Genomic DNA, 14,353 nt, shown 5'->3' on the forward strand with positions numbered 1-14,353 from the left:
CTCCTTTCCTAGCAACTGTATTTCTCAAGCGAGTTGAGTAGTCCATTTCTGCCGACTTTTGCAAAGGGCGTTCACGATTGTCACAAGCTTTCTTGCGACGGCGGTGATTATCACTTTGTGTGGTTTTCCGGCTTCGCGAAGGCGGTCTGCGAACGGCTTCAGGACGGGATTGTGGTGACTGGCGACGAGCGCCGCCTGGAACATAACGTGTCGCAGCGGGCGCCGGCCGCCTCCGATAGCGCGCTTGCCCCGCATCGCGCCGCTGTCATGGGCAATGGGCGCAAGGCCTGTCAGCGCGGCGGCTTGTTCGCCCGTGATCTGGCCGAGTTCCGGCATTTCAGCGATCAACATCGTGCTGGCGACCGGGCCAATGCCGGGAACTGAACGCAAGATGGCAGCAGTCGTGGCAAGGCCTTCCTCTGAGGCGATGATCTGTTCGATCCGGACCTCAAGTCCTGCAATCTGGCGATCCAGTAGGTCTTTCAGGTCACCATCCATGACGTCGAACAGATCATCCGAACCCAGTTTCGCATGCGCCTTGATTTGCGCCAAAAGCCGTTTGCGTGTTTCGACGAGCTGACCACGCTTGGACACCAAAGCCCTGAGAAGACGTATCTTTTCATGCGGCAAGGTCCGCCCTGCATCAGGCCGAAAGGCCATGAACCGCGCGATAAGCTCCGCGTCGATCCTATCCGTTTTCGCCCGCGTGCCCCGGCTGGCGGCAAAGGCTTTGATTTGCGCGGGCGGCAGTTGCCTGGTCGCGACCCCTGCAACGTCGAGGGCCGACCACAGACGCCATTCCTGCCCCCCTGTGGCCTCAAAACAAACCAGCGCACAGGCTGACTTTGCCAGGGCGCCCACGCGCGCATGCCCGTCCTCGGAATTGGGCAATCGAAGTCTCTGATTGCTTGGCAGGCAATGAATGTCCAGCCAATCGCGGCTGACATCTATGCCAAGGATTGCGTCTCGTGTTATCCTGTTCATGTTCTCTTCCTTCTGATCCGTGGTCCAAGCTGGCCACAAGCAACTGTTCGAGATGGATGAAGAGAGACAGTGCTGGCTCGCTAGCAAACGTGGTCCCAGTTCAACTTGGGCCACAAGGCTCTGACGCCATACAACGTCCCGTCAGTGACCTCGGCCAAGGTCGCTGACGGGGGAACAATAACAGATCGGAGATACAGAAGGGTCTGGACAACTGCACTTTGGCACATTCGATGCCGGTGGAGCAGGAGCCAGCCACCTCATCCGCAAAGGGCCGCTTTCCACATCCCCATTCTCAATGGAAATCCCGGCTCGGGAACAACCGCTTCGCCTGTTCTCGCGGATGACGGGCACGCGGCGGGTAGCGCGGCGGGCGAGGCGCGTCGTCGGCTTGGGGCTGGGTGATGCCGATGGCGTTGTCGAGCGGGTGACCCAGCTCTGAGAGCTTGTACGACAGGTCTTCGATGTGATCGGCGATGAGGTGGACGACGATGCCTTCGCGCTCCAGCCGCCCGGTGACGCGCACAAGTCGTCCTCCCATGACAATGCGGCGGAAACGGTCGTAGACTTTGGGCCAGACCACCACATTTGAGACGCCGGTTTCGTCTTCGAGCGTCAGGAAGATCACGCCTGAGGCCGTGCCGGGACGTTGCCGGGTGATGACGAGGCCGCAGACCGTGGTGCGGATGAGGGGCGCGACGGGCAGGCGGTCATGCGGCGTCAGGCCGGGGAGTGAGGGGCGCAAAAGTTCCATCGGATGAGCGCGGAGCGTCAGGCGCAGAGCGACGTAATCCTCCACCACTTCCTCGCCCAGATGCATGTTGGGCAGGATCACCTCCGGCTCGCGAATGCCCTCGCCATCGAGCGGATCGGCGAACAGCGGCAGCGGTTTGGGGGCCCGGATCGCGCGCACCTGCCATAGCGCGTCGCGGCGGGTCAGCCCCATGCCGATGAACGCGTCTGCCTCGGCCAGTCGTTCAAGCACGGAGGGCGTGACGCCCGCCCGGAGCCAGACGCTTTCTGGGTCTTGGTAACCGTTGCCGCGCGCCGCTGTGATCCAGCCCGCGTCCTCTTCGCGAAAGCCTTTGATCTGACGAAACCCGAGCCGGAGCGCCAGCGCCCCGTCGGCGCGGCGTTCCAACAGGTTGTCCCAGTTGGAATGGTTCACACAGACGGGCCGCACCACAACACCATGGTCGCGCAGGTCCCGCACGATTTGTGCGGGGGCGTAAAACCCCATCGGCTGGGAATTCAGCAAGGCACAGGCAAACACCGCCGGGTGGTGGCATTTGAGCCAGGACGACACATAGGTCAGCATGGCAAAGGCCGCCGCGTGGCTTTCGGGAAAACCGTAATCGGCGAAACCTTCGATCTGGCCGAAACAGGCCATGGCGACCTCTTCGGAATATCCGTTCTCCATCATACCGCGCACAAACCGGTCACGGTGCTCGCCGATGGTGCCCATGCGCCGAAAGGAGGCCAGCGAGCGGCGCAGCTTGTCGGCCTCCTCTGCTGAATAGCCAGCGCCAACGACAGCGATCTGCATCGCCTGTTCTTGAAACAGCGGCACGCCGAGGGTTTTGCGCGTGACCTCTTCGAGAGCGGGGCCAAAGGGTTCGGGGGCCTCCAATCCCTGACGCCGCCGGATATAGGGTTTGACCATCCCGCCCTGAATGGGGCCGGGGCGCACGATGGCGACCTCGATCACCAGATCGTAAAAGGTCGCGGGGCGCATGCGCGGCAGGAAATTCATCTGCGCCCGGCTTTCGACCTGAAACACCCCCACCGCATCGGCGCGTTGCAGCATATCATAGGTCGCGCGGTCCTCTTGCGGAACGGTGTCGAGGGTAAGCCGGGTCTTCTCGTGCGCGTCCAAAAGATCGAAGCTTTTGCGCAGGCATGTGAGCATCCCGAGGCTCAGAATATCGACCTTGAGAATGCCCAAAGCGTCGATATCGTCCTTGTCCCATTCGATCACCGTGCGGTTTTCCATCGCGGCGTTTTCGATGGGGCAAAGCTCGTCGAGACGCCCGCGCGTGATGATGAACCCACCGACATGCTGGCTCAGGTGACGCGGAAATCCGATGATCTCGCCGATCAGTTCAATCGTCTGCGCCAACCGCCGGTCCTTGGGATTGAGGCCCAGCTCTTTCGCCCGCTCCATATCCGCACCCGAATTGGTCAGCCCCCAAATGTCGCCCGAGAGCCGCGCGGTGAGGTCTTGGGACAGGCCCATGACCTTGCCGACCTCGCGAATGGCGGCGCGGGTGCGGAAATGGATCACGGTCGCACAAAGTCCGGCGCGGTGGCGACCGTATTTCTCATAGATCCACTGGATCACCTCCTCGCGGCGTTCGTGTTCGAAATCCACGTCGATATCGGGGGGCTCGCCGCGATGGCGGGAAATGAAGCGCTCGAACACCATGCCGATCATGTCGGGGGACACATCGGTGATGCCCAGAAGATAACAGAGGATGGAATTGGCCGCCGAACCACGCCCCTGGCAAAGAATTCCGCGTGCGCGGGCCTCCCCAACGATGTCATGGACGGTGAGAAAATAGGGCGCGTACCGCAGCTCGCCGACGAGATTTAACTCCTTTTCTATCAGATCATGCACACGCTGCGAGACGCCATGCGGATAGCGGCGTTTTATCCCCTCGCGCGCCAGTCGGTCGAGCCGGGTCTGAGGTGTCTCGCCCTCTGACATCTCGTCGGGATATTCATAACTCAGTTCCGAGAGATCGAAACCACAGCGCGCGGCGATCTCCAACGTGCGTTTGAGCGCTGCCGGATGGTTGCGATAGAGCCGCGCCATGTCGGCGGCGCCCTTGAGGCGACGTTCGGCATTGGGCAGCGCTTTCGTGCCGATCCGGTCGATGGTCAGCCCCTCGCGCAGACAGGTCAGCACATCCGCGAGCCTGCGCCGCCGCCCGTGATGCATCAATACATCGCCGACCGCCACCATCGGGGTCGAACACCGAAGCGCCAGCGCGGCACAGGCGTCGAACCACGCCTGATCGGAGCCGTCATATCGCGGCGCGGCCCCGAGAAAGACGTGACCGGGGTAACGGCGTTGCAGCTTTTGAAGGGCCGGTTGAGCACAGGGGAGATCCTTTGGCGGCAGGGCAATGAGGATCATCCCCTGACATCCCGCCTCCAGATCGCTCAGATCGAGATGGCATTCGGCCTTCTCCGCTCGTCGTTTGCCCAAGGTCAAAAGTCGCGACAGCCGATGATAGGCGGCACGGTCCGTGGGCAGTGCCAGCCATTCGACGGGGCAATCGCGCAGGACAAGCCGGGTGCCGACGACGAGCTTCGGCAGTTTCGGCATGGCGGGGCATGGCAAGTCGACGGGGGAGCCGAATTCCTGCCGAGAACAGGGATCGATCTGATGCGAAGAGCGCACGCGAAGCTGTTCGGCGGCCTCTTCGCGGAGTGTCTTGAGCGCCGAATACGCCCGCACCACCCCGGCGAGCGTGTTGCGGTCGGTGATCGCGATGGCCTCCACCCCCAGCTCGGCGGCGCGCAGGATCAGTTCTTCGGGATGCGAAGCGCCTGTGAGAAAGGTAAAGTTCGAAGTGACGCAAAGCTCGGCGTAAGAGGCGGGCTGGGGATGAGTATTTGGACTGCAATGAAGGCTCATGCGAATTCCCCCTGCACGAACCAGCCGGGGTTTTGCGGCGTGTGATAGAGCCAGAGGCGGCGTCCTTCGCGGGTCTCGATCCGCCAGTAGTCGCGCACGCCGGAGCGCCACGCGTCATCCGACAGCCACCATTCCGCCGCGATGCGTTCGGGGCCGATGGCGCGCCCGGTGGTGAGCGACATGCTGCGCCATCGGAAGCGGGCGGGCGGCTCTGAGCCTTGAGCGGCTATCGGTTCCGGTGGAAACAGGCGCAGCGGGCGCGGGCGCAGGCAGAACCACGCGCTGTCGGGCATGCTGAAGGCGGCGGGTGCGATGGTAAAGCTACGCTCCGGAATGTGGCTGTCGGCGGGGAGAAAGCGTTGGATGTTTTCCAATCCGATGCGTGTGCCGATGCGGGTGATCAGGTCGTTGAGCTGATCAGGCGAGGTTTGGACGTTGCCGATCTGTTGCACGGGGAGCGGTTCGACCTGTATGGCCTCCAGCCGGATTTGGTCGATGCCAAAGCCCGCGTCCACCTCGCCCACGCCGCGTTCGAAGAGCGGCAGGATGCGGTGCGGATCGCGCATGGGCGCGGCGAGGCGCAGATCGACCTGCTGGCTTCCCTGATCGACCCGGCGCAGGGTCAGCGTAAGGTGGCGCGCGCCCATTTCATGGCGGTTAAGCTTGTCACACAGCGGGGTCAGAAGCCGCGCGGTGAGCCCCATCACATCTTCCTTCAAACCGATTGGCTCAGGCAGGCTCATGCGGGTCGCAAAGCGCGGTGGCTCGACCTCGGGCATGACGGGTTCGGGGATATGGCCCATGGCTTGATCGAGACGCAGCAGAAGATCGGGGCCGAACCGACGGGCCAGGGGTGCGCGGGCGGCCCCCGTCAGATCGCCAATGCTGCGCAGGCCGAGACGTTGAAGTGCGGTGACGGTGGCCTCTTCAAGGCGCAGCGCGGCCACTGGAAGATCGGTGAGCGCCTCTGTCCCTGTGCCGAAATGGGCAAAGGCCCAAGCCGCACCACGGGTCGCTGCACAGCCCAGGCGGAGCGTCAGCCCGGCGCGTCTCGCACGGCTCTGAATATCCGCCAGCATCTCAGCTTCTCCGCCCCAAAGGTGGGTTGAGCCGGTGACATCCAGCACCAACCCGTCCGTGCCATCGCGCCCAACCCAAGGGCAATAGTGCGTCGCCCAGCGGCGCAGGGTGGCGAGAAAGCGGGCGTCGAGATCGGGGCGCGCGGGCTGGCTGATCAGGTCGGGGCAAAAGGCGCGGGCATCGGCAAAGCTCGTGCCGCGCGTCAGGCCGAGCCGTTCGGCGGTCTCGTTGAGGCAATAAATCCGTTCGGTGTTGTTCGACTTGAGCGTGATCGCGAAGGGGCCATCAAGTGGGCGCAGTCGCAGAACCCGGTCGCTCGCCAACCGGGGAAACCACATGCACACGACGCGTTTTTTGATCCCATCGAACATTCCAGGCCCCAACCGTTCCCGATTTGTTCTTTTTAATTTCCCATCGCATCAGAGTCGAGTCTTCGCTGTGTGTGTCAAAGATCGGCGCGGCATGCCAACGGGTCTCGGCCGCGTTTGACCCCATGCCTTCGGGAATGATGCAAAGCCCGGTCGTGCCGCCTGCCTTGGCCGCGAGTTGCAACCGCCGCCCCTCGCGCAGGTTCAACGGGCGCGTGATCTCAATGACGACAAAGGGGAGCGCACCGTCTTTCAGCGCCTCCTCGGCCACGGCGAGCGCGTCGATCTGCTCCTTAGGGCGCGCCAGAAGAAGCCGCGTCGGATCAAGATAGCGCAGGAGTCCCTGAGGCGTGATCGTGTCGCCGAGCCAGCCCTCACGGATCCAGAGCGCCCCATCCCCCACCGACATCGCCGCAAATCCCATCGCAACAGGCCCGCAGACCTCATGGACGCGGGCGGGCCGGAGCGGAAAGATATCTCGAAGATCGACTCGCATAGGTGAGAACGTAAAGAGAGCGAGGGGTCCGGGCAACGTTCATATTCATATGCTGGGTTGTGGTGATAGACCAATCACTGAACGGCAGGGCCGGGCCGTCAGTGAAGACGCCCCGGCCACAGGTATTGCCGCGTCTTCGCAGGATGAACTATCCCCATTAGGGAACGACTTCATTCGGCACAAGGCCTACCCGCACGATCCAGCGTCGCGCACCGGATGGATCGACCGCCAGGAGAGACCATTTCCATCTCCGTGACGGCCCGCACCAAGGGTCCGCACAAGATTTCCAGTCAGCTTTCCGCCAAGATTACTCATCAAAAAGTACCACGATTTCTACCAAGCAATGAATAGAAACGAGTCTAATCGAAGAGAAGCCAAATGTAACAATGAATGCAGATAAACCAACAAAAACAGCCCCGTAAGGGGCTGAACGCTACCAAGTGAAACTGTATGAAAATGGTAAGTGGCGGAGAGACAGGGATTCGAACCCTGGGAACCCGTGAAGGCTCAACGGTTTTCGAGACCGCCCCGTTCGACCACTCCGGCACCTCTCCGCGGGGGTCTGGTTCGGACCCAATAGTAAGGTTTGGCGGGGGTGGCAAGAGGGTTTTGCCCATGATTGCCGATGACGGGATATTTAATTGCCCGTGAACGCAAAATCCATATGGTTGGGGCAAACCCGAAAGGACCATCATGTTTGCTCTCGCACGTTCGCTTTGCCTTACATTTACCCTTGCACTGGCCGCCACAACCACACAGGCCGCCGACCGCGCGCAGTTAGAGACGTTTCTGGAAGTGACCGGATTCGACGTGGCGCTGGACAGCATCCGCCTGTCGGCCAGCTCGGCGCCGGCGATGCTGGGGCTACAGACCGATGATTTCGGCGCGCAGTGGACGGTGATGGCCGACAGCGTCTTTGACACGGGCATCATGCACGACATGGCGCTGGATATTCTGGGCGAGACGCTGGACGACGATCTGCTGGATCACGCAATCGCCTTTTACAACACCGATCTGGGCCAACGTCTGGTGGTGGCTGAAAACGACAGTCACATGGACGATGACAGCGACACCAAGTCCGAGGCGGGGCAGGCCATTGTTGACGGGCTGATGCGCATCGGGTCGCCACGGCTGGAGGCGCTGAAACGGATGAATGCCGCCAGTGACAGCGCAGGCACCGCGGTGCGGGCGATTCAGGAGGTGCAGGTGCGGTTTCTGATGGCCGCCGCCGGGGCAGGGGTGATCGAACTGAAGATGGAGGAACCGGACCTGCGCGAAGCGCTGCGGGCGGATGAAGACGCCCTGCGCCTGTCGATATCGCAAAACGCGTTAAGCGGTGCGGCCTATACCTATCAGGCATTTTCCGATGACGAAGTGCTGGACTATGCCAAGGCGCTGGAAGATCCGGACATGCGCAAGGTCTATGATTTGATGAATGCCGTGCAATACGAGATCATGGCCAACCGCTATGAAGCCCTGGCCGCCCGTATGCGCGACTTGCAACCCTCTCAGGAGCTTTGAAGATGCTGCGTTTCGCTGTTGCCCTGTGGCTGGCGCTGGCCTGTGCTGCACAGGCTGGCCCCGAAGCGGATCAAACCATTCGTCTGATTAATCTGGAAGCACAGATGCAGGTGGCCCGTGCCGAAGGGTTGAGTCATGCCGAAACGCTGAACAGCGATATGCTGGACGGGCACGGCGGCAGGCTGTGGGACAGCCAGATCGACGGTATCTATGACGCCGCACGCATGACCGAAGATGCGCGCCCTGCGATCGAAGCAATCGACCCTGCGATCTTGGCGCGTCTAAATCTGTTTCTGGGCAGCGATCTGGGTCAGAAAATCACCAGCCTGGAACTGGCCGCGCGCACCGCGATGATGGACAAGGACAGCGAAGCGGCCGCGCGCAGTGCCTTTGAAAGCCTTCAGGGCTCGGACGATCCACGCCTGAAAGTCGCGCGCGAGATCATCGAAACCGGCGACCTGATCGAACGCAATGTCAGCACCGCGCTGAACGCCAGCTATCAGTTCTATCGTGCTTTGGTCGACGGTGGCGCCTATAAAATGACCGAAGATCAGATCATATCCGAGGTTTGGTCGCAGGAAGAGGCATTGCGCACAGACACCGAAAGCTGGTTGATGGGTTATCTTTTGCTGCTGGTGCAGCCGCTGGATGCGGACGACCGTGCAACCTATCTGGCCTTTTTGAAGACACCCGAAGCGGGCGCACTGAACGCCGCCCTTTTCGACGGCTTCGGAACGGTCTACAGCGATCTCAGCTATGCGCTTGGGCGCGTTGTCGCCCTGAACATCAGGGCGCTGGGGGACGGCAGCTCGGAGCTGTAACAAAACTGGGCTCACAGCGCTTGACTTTGGACCGCGTGTGGTGCATTGCGCGGCTTCGAACGGGGTCTTTGGGCCTTTCATATGTATATACATCCCCGAAGGGATGCGCAGTCCGTGGCGCGAAGATCGCACGAAATCCGGGACTTCCGGTGCCAAACGACGCGGTAGAGTAAGGAAGAACGATATGTTCGCGGTTCTCAAAACCGGCGGCAAACAGTACAAAGTTCAATCGGGCGACACGCTCCGCGTTGAAAAACTGGCCGCAAAAGCAGGTGACAAAATTCAATTCAACGAAGTGATGATGATCGGTGGCGAAACGCCCACGGTCGGCGCTCCTTTGGTTGCAGATGCCGGCGTTCAAGCCGAAGTCATCGACCACATCAAAGGCGTCAAGACCATCAACTTCGTCAAACGCCGCCGTAAACACTCGAGCAAGCGGACCAAAGGCCACCGTCAGCAACTGACACTGGTGCGCATCACCGACATTCTCGCCTCGGGCGCTGACAAGTCGGGCGTGATGGCCGCCGTGGGTGGTGCTGGTTACACAGCCGATTTCGCAGTCGGTCAAAACGCCAAGCTGAAAACCGCGCAGGCTGAAAAGTCCCGCAAGGCTGATGCAGGTGAAGCTGCTCCTGCCAAGGCCCCCAAAGCCAAGGCAGCCGAAGGCGCCGACGATCTCAAGAAGCTGTCGGGCGTTGGCCCCGCGCTTGAGAAGAAACTGCATGAAGCCGGTGTGACCACCTTTGCCCAAATCGCGGCATGGACGGAAGCAGACGTAGCTGATATTGACGAGAAACTGTCGTTCAAAGGCCGGATCGAGCGTGAAGGCTGGATCGAACAGGCCAAAGACATGACCAAAGGCTAAGGAGAGACCAAATGGCACATAAAAAAGCAGGTGGTTCATCCCGCAACGGCCGCGACTCAGCGGGTCGTCGTCTTGGTGTGAAACTCTATGGTGGCCAGGCTGCCATCCCCGGCAACATCATCGTGCGTCAGCGCGGGACCAAATTCTGGCCCGGCGCAGGCGTCGGCATGGGCAAGGATCACACGATCTTTGCAACTGTCGATGGCGCTGTGACCTTTCACAAAGGGCTGAAAAACCGCACGTTTATTTCGGTTCTGCCACAAGCGGAAGCTGCAGAATAAGCCGAACCTGACAGGTTAGAAAATCTTGAAGGGATCGGCGACACCGCCGGTCCCTTTTTCATTTGATACAAATTGATTAGGGGCCGGTTTCACCCAGACAACGCCACGGTTTTTATGTGGCAGCCCCAACGGCAGACCTCGCAAAACGCGCGGTCGCACCTTATCTGATCTACACCTTTTGCGCGCAACGTGCAGTTGGCGAAATTCGGACTGTTCGAGGAGGAGCATGACGATGGAAATGACCAAAGTGGCCACACAACCGGTGATCGAAACCGAGCGGTTCGACCTGCGCCCGCTGCGCAAGTCCGACCTTGGGCTGATCGAAATGTATGCCGCCGACAAACGTGTTGCCACGATGACCACCTCTATTCCGCACCCTCTGCCCCCCGGCACGACCGAGGCATTTGTGACCCGCGCCATGTCGGCAACCCGCGAAGAAGACGTCTGGGCCATTGATGGCACCAAAGAGGGCGGGTCGGAACTGATGGGGCTGATCTCGATGCAGCAGATCGACCGCAATCAGGCCGAACTGGGCTACTGGGTGGCCCCGGCGTTCTGGAACACAGGTCTGGCATCGGAAGCGGTGCAGGCACTGGTTGATGCCAATCCGATGGGCAATCAGGCCCTTTTTGCAGTGGTGTTTCAGGACAATGCTGCCTCTGCCAAGGTGTTGACGCACTGCGGTTTTCAGTATCTGGGTGAGGCAGAAAGTTTTTCTGTTGCCCGCAACGCGACCGTCCCCACCTGGACGTATTCGCGCAAACTCTAACGGGGCCCCGAGGGGCCCGCACAGGCTAGGACCGCGCTATGAAATTTCTTGATCTCTGCAAGGTCTATATCCGGTCCGGTGCGGGCGGGGGCGGCTGTGTGTCGTTCCGGCGTGAAAAATATATCGAATACGGCGGTCCCGATGGCGGTGACGGCGGCACCGGCGGCACCGTCTGGGCCGAGGCTGTGGACGGGCTGAACACGCTGATCGACTTTCGCTATCAGCAGCACTTTTTCGCCAAGAACGGCCAGCCCGGCATGGGCCGCCAGCGCACCGGCAAAGACGGTGACGACATCGTCCTGCGCGTGCCCGTGGGCACCGAGATTCTGGACGAAGACGAAGAAACCGTCGTTGCCGACCTGACCGAGGTAGGCCAGCGCGTGAAACTGGCACGCGGCGGCAACGGTGGTTTCGGCAACCTGCATTTCAAATCCGCCACCAACCAGGCGCCGCGCCGTGCCAATCCGGGGCAGGACGGCGTTGAACGCACGCTGTGGCTGCGCCTGAAACTGATTGCGGACGTGGGCCTGCTTGGCTTGCCCAATGCCGGCAAGTCGACCTTTCTGGCCGCCACGTCGAACGCGCGCCCCAAGATTGCCGATTATCCGTTCACCACGCTGCACCCCAACCTGGGCGTCGTCGGCGTGGACAATGTCGAATTCGTCGTGGCCGACATCCCCGGCCTGATCGAAGGTGCCTCCGAAGGGCGGGGCCTGGGCGATCTGTTTCTGGGCCACGTCGAACGCTGTGCGGTTCTGTTGCATCTGGTCGATGGCACCTCGGACACCGTAGCGCAGGACTACAAGACGATCATCACCGAGCTTGAAGCCTATGGCGGCGATCTGGCGGACAAGCCGCGCGTGACTGTGCTGAACAAGATCGACGCGCTGGACGATGATGAACGCAATGCAGCCAAGGCCGCGTTGCAAAAGGCCTGTGGCGGCACCGTCATGCTGATGTCGGGCGTGGCCCGCGACGGCGTGACAGAAGTGCTGCGTGCCCTGCGCAAACAGATCGACGATGACCGCCTGCGCAAGCAGGAACCCCAAGAGGAAGAACAGTGGCGACCCTGACCGATGCCAAACGGCTGGTCGTCAAGATCGGCTCGGCCCTGCTGGTGGACCGCGCAACCGGTGCGCTGCGCGAGGATTGGTTGCGCGCGCTTGCGCTGGATGTGCAATGGCTGAAGGGGCAGGGCACGCAGGTGGTGCTGGTGTCCTCCGGCTCGATCGCGCTGGGGCGCGGTGTGCTGGGCTTGCCCGCAACAGAACTGCCGCTGGAACAATCCCAGGCTGCTGCCGCCGTCGGCCAGATCCGTTTGGCCCGCGCTTACGAGGACGTGATGGCGGTGCATGGCATCACCACGGCGCAGGTCCTGATGACGCTGGAAGACAGCCGCGACCGTCGCCGCTATCTGAACTCGCGCGCGACGCTGGAAACCCTGCTGGGGCTGGGTGCGCTGCCCATCGTCAATGAAAATGACACCGTCGCCACCGACGAAATCCGCTTTGGCGACAACGACCGCCTGGCCGCCCAGATCGCCGCCACCATCGGCGCGGATCAGTTGGTTTTGCTGTCGGATGTGGATGGGTTCTATTCCGCGAACCCCGCCGATGACCCTGCCGCCATCCGCTATGAGGTGATCGACGAGATCACCGCCGAGATCGAAGCTCAGGCGGGCGACGCGGGCTCGGGCCTCAGCAAGGGCGGGATGAAAACCAAGCTGATGGCCGCCAGGACCGCCACTGCCGCAGGCTGTGCCATGGCCATCTGCCACGGATTCGAACCGCGCCCGCTGCACCGGCTGCACAACGGGGCGCCGGTCACATGGTTCTCGGCCACGCTCGACCCGCAGACCGCCCGCAAACGCTGGATTGCGGCGATGAAACCGCGCGGCACACTGACACTGGACGCAGGCGCCACCCGCGCGCTGGAAAACGGCAACAGCCTGCTGCCCGCAGGTATCACTGCCGTCGCAGGCGATTTCAAACGCGGTGATCCGGTGGCCATCGCTGATCCGTCGGGCCACGTTCTCGGCCTTGGCCTCACGCGCTATACCGCCGAAGAGGCCCGCAGGATCAAGGGCCATCACAGCGCCCAGATCGAAACCCTGCTGGGCTATCCGGGCCGCGCCGCCCTGATCCACCGCGACGACATGGCTGTTTAGCCTTTCTTTTGGCTATAAATATCCCCGCCGGAGGCATAGAATCTTTGCCAAGGCAGACCACAAGGACCAGACCGATGAAAGATTTCGCTGACATTCCCGCGCTGATGGCCGACATTGGCGCGCGCGCCAAAGCTGCTGCTGCCGAACTGGCCGTTGCTTCGGCTGAGCGCAAACATGCCGCCCTGGTCAGCGCTGCCAGCGCCGTCTGGGCGCAACGTGAAACGATTCTGATTGCCAATGCCAAAGATATGGACTTTGGCCGCGACAAGGGCCTGTCGCCTGCGATGATGGACCGTCTGAAGCTGGACGAGGACCGCATTCAGGGCATCGTCGACGGCTTGCGCAGCGTTGCTGAACAGGCCGACCCTGTCGGCGCGGTCATGGCCGAATGGGACCGTCCCAACGGTCTGCACATCACCCGCGTGCGCACGCCGCTGGGTGTGATTGGTGTGATCTATGAATCGCGCCCCAATGTCACCTCAGATGCCGGCGCGCTGTGCCTGAAGGCGGGCAATGCGGTGATCCTGCGCGGCGGGTCCGAAAGTTTTCATTCCTCGCAAGCCATTCACGCCTGCCTGATGAAGGGGCTGCGCGATGCAAACCTGCCCGAGGATGCGATCCAGCTGGTGCCCACACGCGACCGCGCCGCCGTGTCCGAGATGCTGACCATGACGGGGACGATCGACGTGATCGTGCCCCGCGGCGGCAAGGGGCTTGTGGGACTGGTCCAGCGTGAGGCCCGCGTGCCCGTTTTCGCCCACCTCGAAGGCATCGTGCATATATATGTAGACAAGGACGCCGACCCCGAAAAAGCCCTGCGCGTGGTGCTGAACGCCAAGACGCGGCGCACGGGTATTTGCGGTTCGGCGGAATGTCTTCTGATCCACCGCGACGTGCTGTCGACCATCGGTCAGGGGCTGGTCAAGGCGCTGATGGATGCCGGCGTCGAAATGCGCGTGGATGATACGCTCAAGGCCATCGACGGCACGGTCGAGGCGCAGGACGACGACTGGGGCCGGGAATATCTGGACATGATCATGGCCGCCCGCGTGGTCGATGACATCGACGCGGCCATCGACCATATCCGGACCTATGGATCGCAACACACCGAATGCATCCTGACCGAGGATGAGGCCGCTGCCGCCCGCTTCATGGCCCGGCTTGATTCTGCGATCATCATGCACAATGCCTCGACCCAGTTTGCCGACGGGGGCGAGTTTGGCATGGGCGCCGAGATTGGTATTGCCACGGGCAAGATGCACGCGCGCGGCCCCGTGGGGGCCGAGCAGTTGACCAGTTTCAAATATCTGGTGCGCGGTGACGGTACGACGCGGACCTAAGGCAGAGATCTAGGGTCGGAC

12 protein-coding genes and 1 tRNA gene are annotated in these 14,353 nt (G+C 61.8%); 8 read left to right on the forward strand and 5 right to left on the reverse strand.

Features of this window, described 5'->3' with window-relative positions; all coding sequences use genetic code 11:
* Positions 1-24 precede the first annotated feature (24 nt).
* The 5 genes from DSM107133_RS09905 to DSM107133_RS09925 all read right to left on the reverse strand — a co-directional run bounded on the left by DSM107133_RS09905 (position 25) and on the right by DSM107133_RS09925 (position 7,122).
* Positions 25-984 carry an IS110 family transposase gene (locus DSM107133_RS09905; protein ID WP_243253540.1) on the reverse strand — a complete coding sequence of 320 codons (960 nt, stop codon included), beginning with the start codon at positions 982-984 and terminating at the stop codon, positions 25-27.
* Positions 985-1,276: 292 nt separating this feature from the next.
* Positions 1,277-4,624: an error-prone DNA polymerase gene (locus DSM107133_RS09910; RefSeq protein WP_114291600.1), complete on the reverse strand. Its 3,348-nt coding sequence runs from the start codon at positions 4,622-4,624 to the stop codon at positions 1,277-1,279.
* A complete protein-coding gene (locus DSM107133_RS09915) occupies positions 4,621-6,075 on the reverse strand; it encodes a DNA polymerase Y family protein (protein ID WP_205387731.1) in 1,455 nt (484 codons plus the stop codon). Before DSM107133_RS09915 ends, DSM107133_RS09910 begins: the two co-directional genes overlap by 4 nt.
* Complete coding sequence (locus DSM107133_RS09920) at positions 5,990-6,568, reverse strand: hypothetical protein (RefSeq protein WP_114291598.1); 579 nt, start codon at positions 6,566-6,568, stop codon at positions 5,990-5,992. Before DSM107133_RS09920 ends, DSM107133_RS09915 begins: the two co-directional genes overlap by 86 nt.
* Positions 6,569-7,032: 464 nt before the next feature.
* Positions 7,033-7,122: transfer RNA gene (locus tag DSM107133_RS09925), tRNA-Ser, on the reverse strand.
* Between the two features lie 139 nt (positions 7,123-7,261).
* Here DSM107133_RS09925 and DSM107133_RS09930 point away from each other — a divergent pair.
* From DSM107133_RS09930 to DSM107133_RS09965, 8 genes are all read left to right on the forward strand, one after another.
* Positions 7,262-8,089, forward strand: a complete 828-nt coding sequence (locus DSM107133_RS09930) for a DUF2059 domain-containing protein (protein WP_114291597.1) — start codon at positions 7,262-7,264, stop codon at positions 8,087-8,089.
* Positions 8,090-8,091: 2 nt separating this feature from the next.
* Positions 8,092-8,910 carry a DUF2059 domain-containing protein gene (locus DSM107133_RS09935; protein WP_114291596.1) on the forward strand — a complete coding sequence of 273 codons (819 nt, stop codon included), beginning with the start codon at positions 8,092-8,094 and terminating at the stop codon, positions 8,908-8,910.
* 184 nt (positions 8,911-9,094) lie between these two features.
* Positions 9,095-9,775, forward strand: a complete 681-nt coding sequence (locus tag DSM107133_RS09940; RefSeq protein ID WP_114291595.1) for a 50S ribosomal protein L21 — start codon at positions 9,095-9,097, stop codon at positions 9,773-9,775.
* Positions 9,776-9,786: 11 nt separating this feature from the next.
* Positions 9,787-10,056 carry a 50S ribosomal protein L27 gene (gene rpmA / locus DSM107133_RS09945; RefSeq protein ID WP_028956508.1) on the forward strand — a complete coding sequence of 90 codons (270 nt, stop codon included), beginning with the start codon at positions 9,787-9,789 and terminating at the stop codon, positions 10,054-10,056.
* Between the two features lie 232 nt (positions 10,057-10,288).
* The gene (locus DSM107133_RS09950; protein ID WP_114291594.1) at positions 10,289-10,825 is read left to right on the forward strand and encodes a GNAT family N-acetyltransferase; all 537 of its coding nucleotides are present in this window, start codon (positions 10,289-10,291) and stop codon (positions 10,823-10,825) included.
* Between the two features lie 38 nt (positions 10,826-10,863).
* A complete protein-coding gene (gene obgE, locus DSM107133_RS09955; RefSeq protein WP_114291593.1) occupies positions 10,864-11,898 on the forward strand; it encodes a GTPase ObgE in 1,035 nt (344 codons plus the stop codon).
* Entirely contained in the window at positions 11,886-12,992 is a 1,107-nt protein-coding gene (proB, locus tag DSM107133_RS09960; RefSeq protein WP_114291592.1) for a glutamate 5-kinase, read from the forward strand. Before obgE ends, proB begins: the two co-directional genes overlap by 13 nt.
* 74 nt (positions 12,993-13,066) lie before the next feature.
* On the forward strand, positions 13,067-14,332 hold the full coding sequence (locus DSM107133_RS09965) for a glutamate-5-semialdehyde dehydrogenase (protein ID WP_114291591.1): 1,266 nt from the start codon (positions 13,067-13,069) through the stop codon (positions 14,330-14,332).
* The last annotated feature ends 21 nt before the right edge of the window (positions 14,333-14,353 follow it).

Origin of the sequence: Pseudosulfitobacter sp. DSM 107133 (genome assembly GCF_022788695.1) — a bacterium.
Lineage (GTDB): Bacteria > Pseudomonadota > Alphaproteobacteria > Rhodobacterales > Rhodobacteraceae > Pseudosulfitobacter.